General features: G+C 59.2%; 13 protein-coding genes and 1 pseudogene. 7 read left to right on the forward strand and 7 right to left on the reverse strand.

The window, feature by feature from the left end; translation table 11 throughout:
• Positions 1–429: 429 nt before the first annotated feature.
• From BUS06_RS38110 to BUS06_RS02265, 3 genes and pseudogenes are all read left to right on the forward strand, one after another.
• Positions 430–648 (forward strand): annotated as a pseudogene (locus tag BUS06_RS38110) (hypothetical protein).
• Positions 649–1,085: 437 nt separating this feature from the next.
• Positions 1,086–1,925 carry a bis-aminopropyl spermidine synthase family protein gene (locus BUS06_RS02260; RefSeq protein WP_074262790.1) on the forward strand — a complete coding sequence of 280 codons (840 nt, stop codon included), beginning with the start codon at positions 1,086–1,088 and terminating at the stop codon, positions 1,923–1,925.
• On the forward strand, positions 1,918–2,490 hold the full coding sequence (locus tag BUS06_RS02265; RefSeq protein ID WP_074262791.1) for a hypothetical protein: 573 nt from the start codon (positions 1,918–1,920) through the stop codon (positions 2,488–2,490). The genes BUS06_RS02260 and BUS06_RS02265 overlap by 8 nt, the downstream gene beginning before the upstream one ends.
• Before the next feature lie 33 nt (positions 2,491–2,523).
• Here the strand turns inward: BUS06_RS02265 and BUS06_RS02270 are convergent, their stop codons facing one another.
• Positions 2,524–3,141 carry a hypothetical protein gene (locus BUS06_RS02270; protein ID WP_074262792.1) on the reverse strand — a complete coding sequence of 206 codons (618 nt, stop codon included), beginning with the start codon at positions 3,139–3,141 and terminating at the stop codon, positions 2,524–2,526.
• Between the two features lie 10 nt (positions 3,142–3,151).
• Positions 3,152–4,177 (reverse strand): hypothetical protein, encoded by a 1,026-nt coding sequence (locus BUS06_RS02275; protein WP_074262793.1) that lies wholly within the window; start codon positions 4,175–4,177, stop codon positions 3,152–3,154.
• Positions 4,178–4,602: 425 nt separating this feature from the next.
• Between BUS06_RS02275 and BUS06_RS02285 the strand changes: the two genes are divergently transcribed.
• Together BUS06_RS02285 and BUS06_RS02290 are read left to right on the forward strand one after the other, a co-directional pair.
• A complete protein-coding gene (locus BUS06_RS02285) occupies positions 4,603–5,343 on the forward strand; it encodes a hypothetical protein (RefSeq protein ID WP_074262795.1) in 741 nt (246 codons plus the stop codon).
• A gap of 358 nt (positions 5,344–5,701) precedes the next feature.
• Positions 5,702–6,583, forward strand: a complete 882-nt coding sequence (locus tag BUS06_RS02290) for an HNH endonuclease (RefSeq protein WP_074262796.1) — start codon at positions 5,702–5,704, stop codon at positions 6,581–6,583.
• 306 nt (positions 6,584–6,889) lie between these two features.
• Here BUS06_RS02290 and glmS read toward each other — a convergent pair whose 3' ends face one another.
• The 5 genes from glmS to BUS06_RS02315 all read right to left on the reverse strand — a co-directional run bounded on the left by glmS (position 6,890) and on the right by BUS06_RS02315 (position 12,621).
• A complete protein-coding gene (gene glmS, locus BUS06_RS02295; protein ID WP_074262797.1) occupies positions 6,890–8,707 on the reverse strand; it encodes a glutamine--fructose-6-phosphate transaminase (isomerizing) in 1,818 nt (605 codons plus the stop codon).
• A 64-nt stretch (positions 8,708–8,771) separates the two neighbouring features.
• On the reverse strand, positions 8,772–10,133 hold the full coding sequence (glmU, locus tag BUS06_RS02300) for a bifunctional UDP-N-acetylglucosamine diphosphorylase/glucosamine-1-phosphate N-acetyltransferase GlmU (RefSeq protein WP_074262798.1): 1,362 nt from the start codon (positions 10,131–10,133) through the stop codon (positions 8,772–8,774).
• A 153-nt stretch (positions 10,134–10,286) separates the two neighbouring features.
• Positions 10,287–11,306 carry a tRNA 2-thiocytidine(32) synthetase TtcA gene (gene ttcA / locus BUS06_RS02305; protein WP_074262799.1) on the reverse strand — a complete coding sequence of 340 codons (1,020 nt, stop codon included), beginning with the start codon at positions 11,304–11,306 and terminating at the stop codon, positions 10,287–10,289.
• Positions 11,307–11,309: 3 nt separating this feature from the next.
• Complete coding sequence (locus BUS06_RS02310) at positions 11,310–11,705, reverse strand: dihydroneopterin aldolase (RefSeq protein WP_074262800.1); 396 nt, start codon at positions 11,703–11,705, stop codon at positions 11,310–11,312.
• A 91-nt stretch (positions 11,706–11,796) separates the two neighbouring features.
• A complete protein-coding gene (locus tag BUS06_RS02315; protein ID WP_074262801.1) occupies positions 11,797–12,621 on the reverse strand; it encodes an SDR family oxidoreductase in 825 nt (274 codons plus the stop codon).
• A 13-nt stretch (positions 12,622–12,634) separates the two neighbouring features.
• Between BUS06_RS02315 and BUS06_RS02320 the strand changes: the two genes are divergently transcribed.
• Both BUS06_RS02320 and BUS06_RS02325 read left to right on the forward strand, forming a co-directional pair.
• Positions 12,635–13,822 carry a class I SAM-dependent methyltransferase gene (locus tag BUS06_RS02320; protein WP_074262802.1) on the forward strand — a complete coding sequence of 396 codons (1,188 nt, stop codon included), beginning with the start codon at positions 12,635–12,637 and terminating at the stop codon, positions 13,820–13,822.
• A gap of 40 nt (positions 13,823–13,862) precedes the next feature.
• The gene (locus BUS06_RS02325) at positions 13,863–14,057 is read left to right on the forward strand and encodes a DUF2905 domain-containing protein (protein ID WP_074262803.1); all 195 of its coding nucleotides are present in this window, start codon (positions 13,863–13,865) and stop codon (positions 14,055–14,057) included.
• Positions 14,058–14,714 lie beyond the last annotated feature (657 nt).

Genomic DNA, 14,714 nt, shown 5'->3' on the forward strand with positions numbered 1-14,714 from the left:
GCAGTGCAGCCAGTACGGCTCGCTTCGGCGGTGACGTGGGAATTGCCCGCTATGCGGGTACCTCGTTCTAACGAACAAAGCAGCACTACCACGCTACAACTTGGGGGAGCGATGAAGTCGACCTGTTAAAGAGCACCGAGGGGCGATACGCCCCTCCAAGATGAAGAATACACCATAATCGTACGACCGCGTTGCATATTTTGACTGTCAGTCAAGTTTCAGCAATGCTGGTCGCTGCGCTGCCTGTTTTGACTCGCCGCCGAAAGCTGAGCGACAGCCAGGAAACAAGCGAGTTGGTGCCATTCGGCATTGTCTATAGGCAATGTCGTCGGGCTGTTGGCGAGAGCCAGGTGCTGAAAATCTCAGATAAGTCTGCGCAGCGTAGACAGGATTAACTGCTCAAAGCATCTTCATAGGAACGCGGACACGATGCAGCAGGCTATTCATAAAAGTTACGCGGTATGGGGCCACGGCATCGAGCAGCAGAATGTTGTTCTCACGCCCGCGAGATGCGCCGCGAGCGGGACGATTACCCAGGACAGGTAATTCACCGAGGTCTTCGGCGTGCCTGGCGTTTTTGACACCGAGGAAGAAGCGCGATATGTCGGGTTGTCGTGGGCCCGTGCATGGGTCGACTCGCAGAGATAGCCGTTTTCAGCGCACTTCATTCGTGCAGCGAAAAACAACACCTCAAGCCTAGTCGGCCTTTCGAGATTTTTAGCTGCCTTGACTCTTCGGCCTCATTCGGTCCGTATAACCCTCCTCGAAGTGCGGCAGCCGAAGCCGATTGCGGCGAGGTGCTGCAGCATTTCACCGGTACGGTGACATGCGGAGAAACAGCATTTAGTTTCTTCGGCCACGGTCGTCTCAATGAGCATATCCAGCGCATGCGGAAAATGCAGGGCCGAGTTGTATCGCGATGCGCTGTCCGTGGAAACCACGGACACGAACTCCCCAAAATCCGCTTCAACTTCCAGCCGGTTGTCGTATTATTTGTTGTCCGGACGGCACAGGACAGACTTCCCATCGATACAAGATGAGCCACGCGAACGCGTGAGAGAGAACCATACTGGGAGCAGAACGCGATGGACTTTGATTTGCGCAAAGCAATCAATGCGATTTCTGACGTAGTTATGAATAGGCCGCCGCCTCTTCGCGAGTTTGACCAAATCTATATGAAGGTTGCTGATATGGTCATTCAAGCGGAATACGTTGCGCGGGTTTTTCACGGCAAAAACGTGGTTTTTGTCGGCGACGGCGACGGAATAGCCCTGTCTGCCGCTCACTTAAAGGCTGCGAAGGTAATCCCGTACGGGCCGAAATCCATCACGTTGCTGGACTTTGATGAGCGTATAGTCAATTCCGTTCGACGATTTGGCGAGAAACTTGCGCCTGAGGTCGCGGTGAACGCATTTCTTTACAACGTGGCCGACCCCCTGCCGCCCGAGCACTTTGGCAAGTACGACGGATTCCACATCAACCCTCCCTGGGGCGCTAGCAATGGCGGCCAAAGCGTGACTGCGTTCTTGGAGCGGGGGAGCGAGGCGACCAGTGAAAAGAGCCTTGGCGTTGTGGTCATCGGGGACGACCCAGACCTTGCATGGACCCAACTTGTACTACGCGACACGCAGGCGCGTGCCCTTCAGCTGGGGTATGTGGTCAGCGAGCTGATGCCGCAACTCCACATGTATCACCTCGACGATGCACCTGACCTCCGTTCCTGCTCGCTGCTTTTCCGGCGCATTGAACCCGCATTAATGGCAAAACAATCTGAGGCGCTTTCGAGCGAGCGGCGCGCCAACTTCTACGGCAAGCTGTCGCCCTTGAAATATCAGTACGTCCGCGATGCTTCGACGTTGAACCGAGGCAAGGCACCTGACCATCTTTACCAGCTTGAGCTGGTTCCGGAGGCGAAGGATGAATGAAGTGCTAGGCGCTGGCGGCCTGATTTTCATGAAGGTAGGTCTCCACGCGCAAGAGACCATCGAAGACATCATCGCCCGTAAGCAGAAGGAATACGACCAAGCCGGCTCCATCTTCTGGGGATACGGTGGCTCGACATGTCATCCGGTATCGATGGTCCAGCCTTTCGGTAAGCAGGTGGAAGCCGCTGGCGGACAGTTGCTCATCGTTATGAATAAGATGAATTCGATGCACGCTGCACCACCCGAGGTGGCGAAAGAGTATTCGGACGACGGGGTTGACTGGAAGCCGGTTCCGAAGGGAATCGAAGTCCGCGGGTCGCGGTTCGCGCTCGTACTCGATGAACTTCGAATCGACGAGTTCGAAGTAGACCTTGGCGAGCTCGAAGTCGGGATTGGTCCGAGTCGGGGACGCAAGGCCACTGACTATATGCGGTTTCAGGTAGACAAAGGTTGCTTCAACTACGTGCCGCGTGAAAACCCCATTGCACCTGAAGAGCGCGTGGTAAAGGAGATTGGCCTAGTCGCACGCGTCAAGGCGCCGTACGCCGTCTTCGTTCGGAATTAAGCGCCGGCCGCCTTGCGCTCAGCGCTCTATGCGTCACCCATCGGGCGGCTTCCATAAGAGGCCGCCCGTTTTGTTGACCATATCGTTGATATACGACTTCAAGCCTTCCCTGACACTATCCGCCGAGGCTACATACGATTTCCCGAACACGTTCGCCAGCGATTTGTCCGCGCCTAAGTTGGCGCGAACCTTTGCCTGAACCGGCTCAACCTCTTGCGCGGTCATCACTTGGAACACCGACTCCAGCGCCATCACGCGACCCTGCAATTTGTCCGCGACCTCTGACTTCATCAAAGCCGAAATTGCGCGTTTGTCACCCGTAACGACAAGGGAGTCTGCATGCGTCGCTGCATAGGCAAAAAGCACTGCCTCTCCTGAATCCAACGATTGAATGCCGGCAAGGCCGTCTACGAGCTCCGGCGCAATCTTATCTTGCGAGATGATGACACACGCTTTCAGGAAGGCTTCGAGGCGGTCTGCAGTCTGTTCGTCTTTGCAGCGCAGTAGCCGATTCTTAGCTGGCAACAGCGAGTATTTTGCCGTCGCAAGAACAGAAACCTGGCTTGGGGCAACCTTGAGTGCATCCAGCGCCTCATCGATGAGGTCATAAGTGGCAAGTTTCAGAAGCACATCGTTGTCGAACAAAATCATTTTGCTCGGCTCACGAAATAGCACCGTTGCTACCAGTCACCCGGACGAGATACTCAAGGCTTTCGCGCGGCAAACGGCCAGCGTCCAAGTGCATCCACATCGCATCGTTGATGACGCTTTGTGCCGGTTCGCGATTGCCATGTAGCAGCTTGAGCGCTGCCATGCCAAGTCCCCAATCACCAGAGCGGTTTGCCAAGTTCAAGACAATGTGTCCTGGGTCCACCTTATTGGCGAGGCCCTCCGTATATGCCGTATCAGCTAGTTCGGCTGCGTTGGCAACCTGCGTTCCTAACGTGTAGGTCGCGTCAGGACGGCCGTTCAATAGTTCGAGAGCAAATCTATCGGCCGCTTGTTCATCATCGTCGGCGTCGGACAACGCATAAGAATCGCTGCCCAATTCTTGGTCAACGAGAATCTCATCTGGTTGGACGTGTCCCAGCGCACAATGCGCGATTTCGTGGGCCAAGATGAACAGTTGCCAGGACCAATATGGCGAATTCTTGGACATCAGGATGACCGGACGAGACTCTGTATGGACGACCATACCGTCCATTTTTGAGATGTCCGGTCCCAGCTCCGCCAGAAACACAACCGGGATGCCATGCGCCCAACTCGTCAAAAGAAGGTTGCGAAGACTGACGTACTTACCAGTGAAGCTCAAGACTTCAACTCTCATCTCTTCTGGAGACGCTGGAAACGGAGCGTGTTGAATCGGACATGCGTACGCGACCATCTCCGCAACGCTCACGGCAATCGATGTCGCGGCAGTGAGGTCCTTCGACTTCGCGCTTACCGACCGTTTGTACTTTGTGTCGAAGTGATGCAATTCTTCTACAGAAGGATTCTGCGAGAACAGGCTGCTGGTACGCAGGTTCAGGCGCTTCGCCAAGATGGTGGCGATTTCGGTCGAGACCGCCTCGTCCTGGAGGACATCCGGGGTCACCCATTCCGGCAGGAGCGAACGCTGAAACCTGACTGGATAACCAGCCGACTCTAGTGCGCCGAATATTCGTTGAATCCGAGGATGTTCAGCCATTGAGCGCTCCTGGGGATGATTTGTTAGTTACCTGCTTGAGATTTCGCAGTAGCTCGAGAAGAGCATCCGCCTGGATATCGCTGCCATCCCATACGTCGATTATGGCATCGCGAAGTTGACGCTCGTACGCAGATGTATGAACTTCGCGTTGTGGCAGCGTCAACCCATAGAATTTGCATAGCTTAGTGAATGACTTTCCCCATCGATACCGCTCTGCTCCGTGTTTGTAGCGTGACACTGATGGCTGGCTAACCCCAGCAGCCCGCGCAATAGCCGACTCACTCCTAGTGTCAGCACCTAGAAGTTGCTTAAGTTGAATAAAAATGTCATTAGGAGTAGCGGCAGCCATCTATTCATTATATTATCCATTTAACTTAAATGCATAGCTCCGTGGTATGATTGCACCCAACGAGGGGAATCGCAATATGGAACAACTACCGGGCAGTTTCTGTTGGACGAAGATGGGCGCCGAGTCAGGCGAGCAACTGCAGCTAATCATTCGACGCAAGGAGTGGGAGCGTTCACTCGGTAACGGACTGTTTTTCTGGGGAATCGGACAATCCTTAGGGGGGAATGCCGACTTGGCGATGCGCGCTGGCGAGACTCTGAAGGTTTTTTTCTCCCCGATGATTAGCAAGGCCAAAGCAATCGATTCTGCACCGGATGAAACCGTCGTCTGGACCGCATTCACGGATGCTTACGGCGAGGAGCACCCGCTACCCGAGCACGCTCTCATCACCAGTCGCGCGAGCCTTCCTTCCGGGAGGCGCAAGGAATTCCATTACGCGTTAGTCTGCCGCTCGCCGACTTCGTTGGCGACGCCGGGTCGACTGTCGGTAGACCCGACTTCAATCTGCAACTTTGCGACGAACAAGCCGCTCGGAGCCTCGCAAGTGACTGCTATCGTTCGAAACAGATGCGAACGAAAAGCCGCGGGTGGAAGAACGTATCCAATAAGCTTTTTTGCCGAACTTGTTCAGCCATATTTCGTTCGGCTATCCGCTCCGCGCGTACTCTCAAATGCCGAAAAGGCGCTCCTCGCGCGGACTACCGAGCGCGGCGCTGAACAAACCTGGCGCGACGTTGTCACTTCTATTCGACAGGCTGGCGTCATGCCGCGAGCGCGAAAGCCCAAAAATCTCGACCTGTTCGAAGCGGCGCTCTAATCGAGCCAGTCTAAATCCGGCAAACGAAGAGCACCTATATACTGTGTTTTTATACAGTATATAGGTGCTCTTTCACGTTGGCAAACTACCTCAGGCGGCTCAGGTTGCACCGAGACGCCTACTGGCTTGGAGCGCTGACTCCGATGCTGCGGCACTCCCGAGCGCCGCAGACCGACTCGCGGGCGCGGCAGCCGACGAGGTATTTCAAAGCGCAAGGCTCATCTGCTGGTTGCAGCCGTCGAGAGGCATCTTCGAGATTTCGGTGATTGCGACGTCTTTTATCTTGCCTGTGACGGCGTACAACCCCACAGTATGCAGCCGTCCACACACGGACGCCTGACGCGCCCAGGAGGTGTGGATGAGGTACCTGCGGAGCGCGGTGGCAGCGCTGAAGTGGGATTACGGCAGCCAGGCCGAGTGTGATGCGGCGTGGCAACCGCGCTGGAACGAAGTTACCCTTTTGCCGTCTTTCGAGAGTCCGGACATGCCTCGATATCTGGTTCCATCATCTGCATTTCAGCTTGCCCTCGAATTGGCGCGTGCGGTTGTTGACGGAAGCCTTCAATTACCGCAGGCCGAACGAGCATTGCGCGATTCCTATCCTGAAATGTCGCCTCGGGCGGCGATGGGCTACATCCGGAGCTACGTTGCAATGCGCCGCGGTGCGAAAAGCTTCGCGACGACTATCGCGGCAAACGCTTGGAAGCTCTATCTCGCGGACATTGCACAAGACGGCGCCGGTCCGCTCTCGGTCGCGTTGGACACGTTTCGGGCCCACGTCTTCTACATCCAGAGCAAAACAAAGGGCCCGGAAGCAGCACTGCACCAAGTGTACGATGAGTTTGTTGGAGTGTTGAAGGGGATGGCTGTCCACGAGACGGTCGTCGAGAATCTGGACGCGGCCGTCCAAAAGTCCTTGGAGTCTCCCGCGGATGAACGTAGAGCGCGTCTCGCCAGTGCGAACAGGCAGCCAGAGAAAGTTGTCGTACTGACCCGCGCATTCAGGCGCAATCCGGACGTCATTGCGGAAGTCCTGCTGCGAGCTGGTGGCACGTGCGAAGGATGCGGACTATCGGCGCCGTTCCAGCGCGTAGACGGGACGCCATACCTGGAGGTGCATCACCGCCTGCGCTTGTCCGGCGGGGGCGAAGATAGCGTCGAGAACGCGATTGCCCTTTGCCCGAACTGTCATCGCGAGCGGCACTGCGGAGTCAAATACGCCAGCGACGTCACGAAGTGAGCGCGAGGCTGCCACGTCGACGGTGGTGTGGCGGGAGAGGTGCTGCAGGGGAGCGAGGCTGAACCTGCGAGAGGAACGGCGTGGGAAAGGGTGAAACCGGGGCCGGAGCCCCGGGCGCCAACGGAGGGGAAGGTCTCCGCGCGTTGGCGGTGTATTTCAGGCGCTGCGGTTTAGTCCTATTAGTTGCCCTTACGCCCCGTCCCGCCTAGGTTTCCGGCTGGTCCGAGGGTCGTAAGGATAACTTTTGCGGCCCCGTTTAAGGATAACTATTAGAACTTGCCAATACACGGCTCGCGCCCCCTCCCCTCACTCCACCGTCACCGACTTAGCCAGATTCCGCGGCTTGTCCACATCCGTCCCTCTCGCACACGCCGTGTGATACGCCAGCAACTGCAGCGGCACCACATGAAGAATCGGCGACAGCAACCCATAATGCTCAGGCATCCGAATCACATGCAGACCTTCGTCATTGACGATCCGCGTATCCGCATCCGCGAACACATAAAGCTGACCACCGCGCGCCCGCACTTCCTGAATATTCGACTTTAGCTTTTCAAGCAGCGCGTCGTTCGGCGCCACCGTCACCACCGGCATTGCCTCGGTCACCAGCGCTAGCGGCCCATGCTTCAACTCACCTGCCGGATAAGCCTCAGCGTGAATATACGAAATCTCCTTGAGCTTCAGCGCACCCTCAAGCGCGATCGGATAGTGCAGCCCACGCCCGAGGAACAGCGCATTTTCCTTGCGTGAAAACTCCTCCGACCAGGCGATGATCTGCGGCTCAAGCGCCAGCACGCTATTGAGCGCCGCCGGCAAGTGACGCAACTGCTTGATGTAATCCGCTTCCTGCGACGCATTCACATGCCCGCGCAGTTTGCCCAGCGTAACCGCCAGCACAAACAACGCCACGAGTTGCGTAGTAAAAGCCTTGGTCGATGCCACACCAATCTCGCGTCCTGCATGCGTGAGGAACGAAAACTCCGTCTGCCGTACCATCGCACTCGTGCCGACGTTGCACACCGCCAGCGTATGCTGATGCCCAAGTGACTGCGCATGCTTCAACGCCGCGAGCGTATCCGCCGTTTCGCCCGACTGCGAGATCACCACCACCAGCGCCTTGGGATTCGGCACCGACTCGCGATAGCGATACTCGCTCGCAATCTCTACCTGGGTCGGAATCTTCGCCACCGATTCCAGCCAGTACTTCGCCGTCAGTCCCGAGTAATAGCTCGTGCCGCACGCGAGAATCAGCAGGCTGTCGATACCCTCAAACACCTTCTGCGCACCGTCACCAAACAGCGCTGCATCGAAGGTCTCAGCTTGAGGAATCGTGTCAGTAATCGCGCGCGGCTGCTCGAAGATTTCCTTCTGCATGAAATGCCGATACGGGCCAAGCTCGACCGCGCCACCATACGCCGCCACCTGACGCACTTCGCGCTGGACAATGTCGCCATCGCGGTCGGCAATTCGCACCTGTTCGAGCGCCAGTTCGCACACGTCGCCTTCCTCGAGGAAGATGAAGCGCTCAGTGCTGCCAGCAAGCGCCAGCGCATCCGAAGCAAGGAAGTTCTCACCATCGCCCAATCCAACGACCAGCGGCGAACCCTGACGCGCACCCACCACCGTATGCGGTTGATCCTTATGCAGCACGGCGATCGCATACGCGCCATGCAACTGCTTCACCGCGGAACGCACCGCAGCGAACAGATCACCCTGATACAGGCTATGCACCAGATGCGCGATCACTTCCGTATCGGTTTGCGAGACGAACTCGTAGCCCTTGCCGCGCAGCATTTCACGCAGTGCTTCATAGTTCTCGATGATGCCGTTGTGAACTAGCGCGAGCGCGTTTCGCGAGAAGATCGGATGAGCGTTGTCCGTGACCGGCGCGCCGTGCGTGGCCCAGCGTGTATGCGCGATCCCCGTGATCCCTTCAAGGTGAGTCTCGCGCACCTGATCGTCGAGATCCGCCACCCGGGCGACGCTACGCGCGCGCAGCGGTTCACCGTTGGCCAGCACGGCGACGCCGCACGAGTCGTAGCCGCGATATTCGAGACGACGCAATCCTTCGATCAGGACGGGGACGATATTACGTTGCGCAACCGCGCCGACAATGCCGCACATAGATTCTGAGTCCTTTGCAGGGGTTCGGTTTCAAGGCGTGCACTGCACGCACGCCGGGTGAGCTTCAGCTTTTCTTTTTGGTCGGGCGTACGAAACCCGTCTTGCTCGTCTGGGTCTTGTCGTTCAGCACCAGCACATTGTCCCCGACGTCTTTCCAGATCGTCGTGCCCGCGGCAATCGTCACGCCGCGGCCGACGCGTACCGGCGCGACAAACTGCGTATCCGAGCCGACAAACACATCGTCCTCGATGAACGTGCGGTGCTTGTTCGCACCGTCGTAATTGCAGGTGATGGTGCCCGCGCCGATGTTCACCCGCGCGCCGACATCCGCGTCGCCGATATAGGTGAGATGCCCCGCCTTCGAGCCATAGCCCAGCACGGCATTCTTCACTTCGACGAAGTTGCCCACATGCGATTCGTCCCGCAGCGTCGCCCCTGGCCGTAGCCGGGCATACGGTCCAAGCCCCACGTTCGCACCGATTTCGGCGCCTTCGATATGCGTGAACGCTTCGACGTGGCTACCCGCACCAATCGTGGCATCGCGGATTACGCAGTTGGGCCCGATCGTCACGTTGTCTGCGAGCGTCACATGCCCTTCGAACACGCAGTTCACGTCGATCGACACATCGCGCCCGCATTCGAGCGTGCCGCGCACGTCGATACGCGCCGGGTCGGCCAGGGTCACGCCCGCTACCAGCAGGGTTTCCGCGACGTTTTGCTGGTGAATCCGCTCCAGCTCGGCCAACTGTTGCTTGCTGTTGACGCCCAGCGTCTCCCACTCTTCATCGGGCTGGGCCGTGACAACCTCAAAACCGGCTTCGGTTGCGCGCTCGACCACATCGGTGAGGTAGTACTCGCCCTGCGCGTTGTCGTTCTTCAGCGCGGCGAGCCACATGCCGAGCTGCGCGGTCGGCGTCACGACAATGCCCGTATTGATTTCGGCGATACGCAGCTGTTCCGGCGTCGCATCCTTCTGCTCGACGATCCGCACCACGCAGCCGGTCTGGTCGCGCACGATGCGACCGTACCCAGTGGGATCGTCGAGCATCACCGTGAGGACGCCGTAGCAGCCCTCGGCGGCACTGTCGACGAGGCGCTTGAGCGTGCTCGCCCGCGTGAGCGGCACGTCACCGTACAGCACCAGCGTCGGCACGCCGGGATCGAGTAGCGGCAAAGCCTGCTTCACGGCGTGCCCTGTGCCGAGCTGCTGTTCCTGGACGGCGAACAGCACATCGGGTGCGGCTACCGCAGCGCGCACGGCTTCACCGCCATGGCCGATCACCACGACGAGGCGGCTGGGCTCGAGCGTACGAGCGGTGTCGATAACGTGAGACAGAAGTGGCCGGCCGGCCAGGGGATGCAGCACCTTGGGCAGCGCGGAACGCATGCGCTTACCGGTGCCTGCCGCCAAAATCACGATGTTCATGGCGTCGGCGAGGGGACGAGTTTGGAGCCGATGATTCTAGCATGCGGCCCATGACAGAGACGCTCGCGGGCGGATTTACTACGGAGGTTCGCAATCCCGGAAGCACGGGGCTTCCGGGGCGTTTAGAGCAACTTCAAAACAATGCGTACTGCTTCACAGATCGTCGAACTGCACGATCGAAATCGGCTTCGATCCGTTGAGCGTCGCGCCCTCGATGGAATCGGTCGAGCACGGCTCTTCGTCGAAGGCGATATCGCCGTGCGGATCGGCTTCGCCCGTCGCGCGCAGGCCGGCGAACGGGAACAGCTTGTGATCCATCAGATGCGACGGCACGATATTCGACAATGCATTGAACATATTCTCGACGCGGCCCGGGAAGCGCTTGTCCCAATCGCGGATCAGCGCCTTCATTTCCGCGCGCTTCAGGTTCGGCTGGCTGCCGCAGAGGTTGCACGGAATGATCGGAAATTCGCGCAACTCCGCGTATTTCTCCAGATCGGTTTCCTTCACGTAGGCGAGCGGCCGGATCACGATGTTCTTGCCGTCATCCGACTGCAGCTTCGGCGGCATGCCCTTCAACTTGCCGCCGTAGAACAGGTTCAGCAGCAGCGTCTGCAGGATGTCGTCACGATGGTGGCCAAGCGCGATCTTGGTGGCGCCCAGCTCACCGGCCACGCGGTACAGGATGCCGCGACGCAGCCGCGAACACAGCGAGCAGGTGGTCTTGCCTTCCGGCACTAGCCGCTTGACGATGCTGTAGGTGTCCTGATTCTCGATATGGAACGGGATGTCCAGCTGCTTCAGATACTCGGGCAGCACGTGTTCCGGGAAGCCCGGCTGCTTCTGGTCGAGATTCACCGCGACGATGTCGAAGTGGATCGGCGCGCGCTCGCGCAGGCGCATCAGCACGTCGAGCATGGCATAGCTGTCTTTGCCGCCCGACAAGCAGACCATCACCTTGTCGCCTTCCTCGATCATGTTGAAATCGCCGATCGCCTGACCGACGAGGCGCGCAAGCCGCTTGAACAGCTTGTTGTTCTCGTACGCCTCTTTCTGCTCGCGGCGCGTAAGCGCAGGCTTGGCTGACCGTTCGGCAGTCGCCGCGGCGCCCGTCGTTTCAGCCGGCGCTGCCTCGCGCGTCGTTTCGGCGCTCAGGATCTCAGGAGCGTTCATGACTCAATCCTCTTTGATGCGGAAGACTTCGATGCCGACGGCATCGCAGTCCGGATACACGTCCGGCTTTTCGGTGGACACGCGGGCCGCGCGCACCTGCGGATGGGCGAGCAGCGCGGTCAGCAGGTCGTCGCAAAGCGTTTCCTGCAGGTGAATGTGACCGCGTTCGACGCGGCGTGCGATGGTAGCGCGCATGAAGTCGTAGTCGACGACTTCGCGCAGTTTGTCCTCGACGGGGGTCGACAGCGCGAGCGGCACGTACAGTTCGACGTTGATCACGACGCGTTGCTCGCCGCGCTTTTCGAAGTCATGCACGCCGATGTTGATGTGCACTTCGTAGTTGCGCAGAAAAAGCCGGCGGCAATCGGCTAGCCGGGGATGCGAAAGAGCGGCAAACATGGTCGTTCCAGTCAAAAAAAGCGTGCAGTACACGCAAGGGGGCACTTCAACGCACCACGGCCCTCAATTAAAGTGTAGAGGTCGTGCGCATTCAGGCGCCCGTCAAAAACATCACGTCACGCGGGGACGGCACGAGGTGCTGACCGCCGTCGACAACCAGCGTCGTCCCGGTCACACCCGCCGCCTCGGCCAGATACAGCGCGGCGGCAACGATATCCTCGGGCCGCGACGCACGGCCGAGCGGGGTGACGCGATGAGCTTCGGCAAAACCTTCCGGCGTCTGATCGCCGGACTGCAGCGTCAGCCCGGGCGCGAGACCCACCACACGCAGTTTCGGCGCCAGCGCCTGGGCGAGCGCGACGGTAGCTGTCTGCAACGCCGCCTTGGACAGCGTGTAGGACAGGTAATCCGGATTCATGTTGTACAGCTTCTGGTCCAGCACATTGATGACGACCGCGCGCTGCGCCTCGTCGCTACGGGCGGCTTCGGGCGTGGCTTCATACAGCATACGCGCCAGCACGAGCGGCGCGCCGACATTCGCGGCCATATGGCTGAGCAGTTGGTCGTAGCCTATGCTCTGGGCGGTATCTTCGTCGAACTGGGACGCATTGTTGACGATACACACTGGCCGCCCAAACGCCGCCATACAGTCGGGCACGAGCCGGGCGACTTCCGCCTCGACGACCAGATCCGCCTGCAGCGCGACCGCCCGGCGGCCGAGCGCGACGATTTCGGCGACCACCTCGTCGGCTTCCGGCTTCGACTTCCCGTAATGGACGGCGACGTCCCAGCCCCGCCCAGCAAAGCCGAGCGCCAGTTCGCGGCCGATCCGCCGGGCAGCGCCGGTGATCAGGACAACACGCGGAACGGCGGACGGACGGCCGAGGACGGCGGAAGTGTCGGAAGGGACGGTCATTTACAATACGGGGATGAATCCGATAGCTCACCAACCCGATAGTTTACCTGCTCCCGGCCCGAGCGCGCTTGCGCAGTCCGAAGCGCTGTCCGCGCAGATCCGCTCGGCGATCGCCGCAGCGGATGGCTGGCTGCCGTTCGACCGCTACATGGAGCAGGCGCTATACGCGCCGGGACTGGGCTACTACGGCGGCGGATCGATCAAATTCGGCCGCCGTCCGGAGGATGGCAGCGACTTCGTGACGGCCCCGGAACTGTCACCGTTGTTCGCCGCGACGCTGGCGCGACCGGTCGCCCAGGCACTAGAGGCAAGCGGCACACGCCACGTGATGGAATTCGGCGCCGGGACGGGCAAACTGGCAGCCGGCCTGCTGAACGCGCTGGAGGAACTAGGCGCCGCCGTCGAAACCTACTCGATCGTGGACCTATCCGGCGAACTGCGTGAACGGCAACGCTCAATGATCGAAGCGCAAGCGCCTGCACTGGCAGCGCGGGTCCGCTGGCTGGATGCGTTACCAGAGCAGTTCGAGGGCGTGGTGATCGGCAACGAAGTGCTGGACGCGATGCCGGTACGGCTCTTCGTTCATACGGATGGCGTGTGGCACGAACGCGGCGTGACGTTACGCAACGACGAGTTCGCTTTCGCCGACCGGCCGGTGAGCGCACAGCAGGATCTCGAGTTTCTGACGGGCCTCGAAGTGGACGACGATTACATCGCAGAGACGCACGAGGCGGCGCGAGCGTTCACGCGGACGATCTGCACGATGCTGACGCGAGGCGCGGCGTTGCTGATCGACTATGGTTTTCCGCGACACGAGTACTACCATGCACAGCGTGCGCAGGGCACGTTGATGTGCCACTACCGGCACCGGGCGCACGGCGATCCGTTTTTGTATCCGGGTTTGCAGGACATCACGGCGCACGTAGAGTTTACGGGCATCGCCGAGGCGGGCGTGGATACGGGAGCTGACTTGCTGGGGTACACATCGCAGGCGCGGTTTCTTCTGAATGCCGGGATTACTGAGGTATTGGGGGAGATTGACCCAGCGGACACGACGCGGTTTTTGCCTGCGGCGAATGCGGTGCAGAAGTTATTGTCCGAGGCGGAGATGGGTGAGTTGTTCAAGGTGATTGCGTTTTCGCGGGGGATCGAGGAGACGCTCGATGCGTTTGCGAGTGGGGATCGGACGCATACTCTTTGACCGCGTTCGTGGTGAATTGCATTTCCGTTAGGGGCTCACGATGATCCGGTGGTTGTTGACTATGTTTATCGCCGTGGCGATTTTGTCGGGCTCCTGGCCGTGGCTCAGGAAGATTGGGATTGGGCGGATGCCCGGGGATGTGACGCTCAGGATGTTTGGGAAGGAGTATCCGTTTCCGTTTATGTCTACTTTGTTGTTGACTATGGTTTTGTCTTTGGTTGTTAAGGTTTTGTAGTGCCCGGGGGGGCTTATTTGCCTGCGCGGCGCTTGTCCTTGTTCTTGCTGCTTTGGCCTTTCCTTGCATTCTTTTTGGTTTGCTTGCGTTGCCCCTGTGCGGGGCGGCACTTACTTTCTTTGCCGCCGCAAAGAAAGTAAGCAAAGAAAGCGGGCTTCCAACCGCTAGCCTTTAGGTGTCCACCACTTAAGCTATCCCGAAGTGGTCCGCGCACGCACCGTGCCCTCGCACCTCCAAACCTAGTGACAAAGCAATCATCCACCCCACTCCGCACTACGTGCGTCGCGGATGGGCCTGCAAGGGAAAGCGTGGGTTGCGCGTGCGAGCTACCCTACATTTCGGAGAAGAGAAAGGTCGCGCAGTATAGTTAGAAATCCTATCTAGCCTCAGAGGTTTCCGCTTTAACCAGTGGAATGACAGACCGATATAGTTAGCATACCTACGAGCTTGCAGAAGGTGTTATGTGCCGCGGCGGGGCGCGCAGCGCGACGCTGGAACGGATGACTGCCTTGTCACAAGCGCGGGTGGTGCGAGGCCACATTGCGTGCGCGGACCACTCTGTGGTGGGCGGCAGTGGGAGACACCTACGAGCTAGCGGTGTGAAGCCCGCTTTCTTTGCTTACTTTCTTTGCGGCGGCAAAGAAAGTAAGTGCCGCC

The sequence above is a fragment of the Paraburkholderia phenazinium genome (assembly GCF_900141745.1).
Lineage (GTDB): Bacteria > Pseudomonadota > Gammaproteobacteria > Burkholderiales > Burkholderiaceae > Paraburkholderia > Paraburkholderia phenazinium_B.

Excerpts from the sequence above, each read along its gene's own strand:
- BUS06_RS02270 (WP_074262792.1), bottom strand. The coding sequence starts at position 3,141 with ATGATTTTGTTCGACAACGATGTGCTTCTGAAACTTGCCACTTATGAC.
- BUS06_RS02290 (WP_074262796.1), top strand. The coding sequence starts at position 5,702 with ATGAGGTACCTGCGGAGCGCGGTGGCAGCGCTGAAGTGGGATTACGGC.
- BUS06_RS02285 (WP_074262795.1), top strand. The coding sequence starts at position 4,603 with ATGGAACAACTACCGGGCAGTTTCTGTTGGACGAAGATGGGCGCCGAG.
- BUS06_RS02260 (WP_074262790.1), top strand. The coding sequence starts at position 1,086 with ATGGACTTTGATTTGCGCAAAGCAATCAATGCGATTTCTGACGTAGTT.
- BUS06_RS02320 (WP_074262802.1), top strand. The coding sequence starts at position 12,635 with ATGAATCCGATAGCTCACCAACCCGATAGTTTACCTGCTCCCGGCCCG.
- BUS06_RS02325 (WP_074262803.1), top strand. The coding sequence starts at position 13,863 with ATGATCCGGTGGTTGTTGACTATGTTTATCGCCGTGGCGATTTTGTCG.
- BUS06_RS02315 (WP_074262801.1), bottom strand. The coding sequence starts at position 12,621 with ATGACCGTCCCTTCCGACACTTCCGCCGTCCTCGGCCGTCCGTCCGCC.
- glmU (WP_074262798.1), bottom strand. The coding sequence starts at position 10,133 with ATGAACATCGTGATTTTGGCGGCAGGCACCGGTAAGCGCATGCGTTCC.
- ttcA (WP_074262799.1), bottom strand. The coding sequence starts at position 11,306 with ATGAACGCTCCTGAGATCCTGAGCGCCGAAACGACGCGCGAGGCAGCG.
- BUS06_RS02265 (WP_074262791.1), top strand. The coding sequence starts at position 1,918 with ATGAATGAAGTGCTAGGCGCTGGCGGCCTGATTTTCATGAAGGTAGGT.
- glmS (WP_074262797.1), bottom strand. The coding sequence starts at position 8,707 with ATGTGCGGCATTGTCGGCGCGGTTGCGCAACGTAATATCGTCCCCGTC.
- BUS06_RS02275 (WP_074262793.1), bottom strand. The coding sequence starts at position 4,177 with ATGGCTGAACATCCTCGGATTCAACGAATATTCGGCGCACTAGAGTCG.
- BUS06_RS02310 (WP_074262800.1), bottom strand. The coding sequence starts at position 11,705 with ATGTTTGCCGCTCTTTCGCATCCCCGGCTAGCCGATTGCCGCCGGCTT.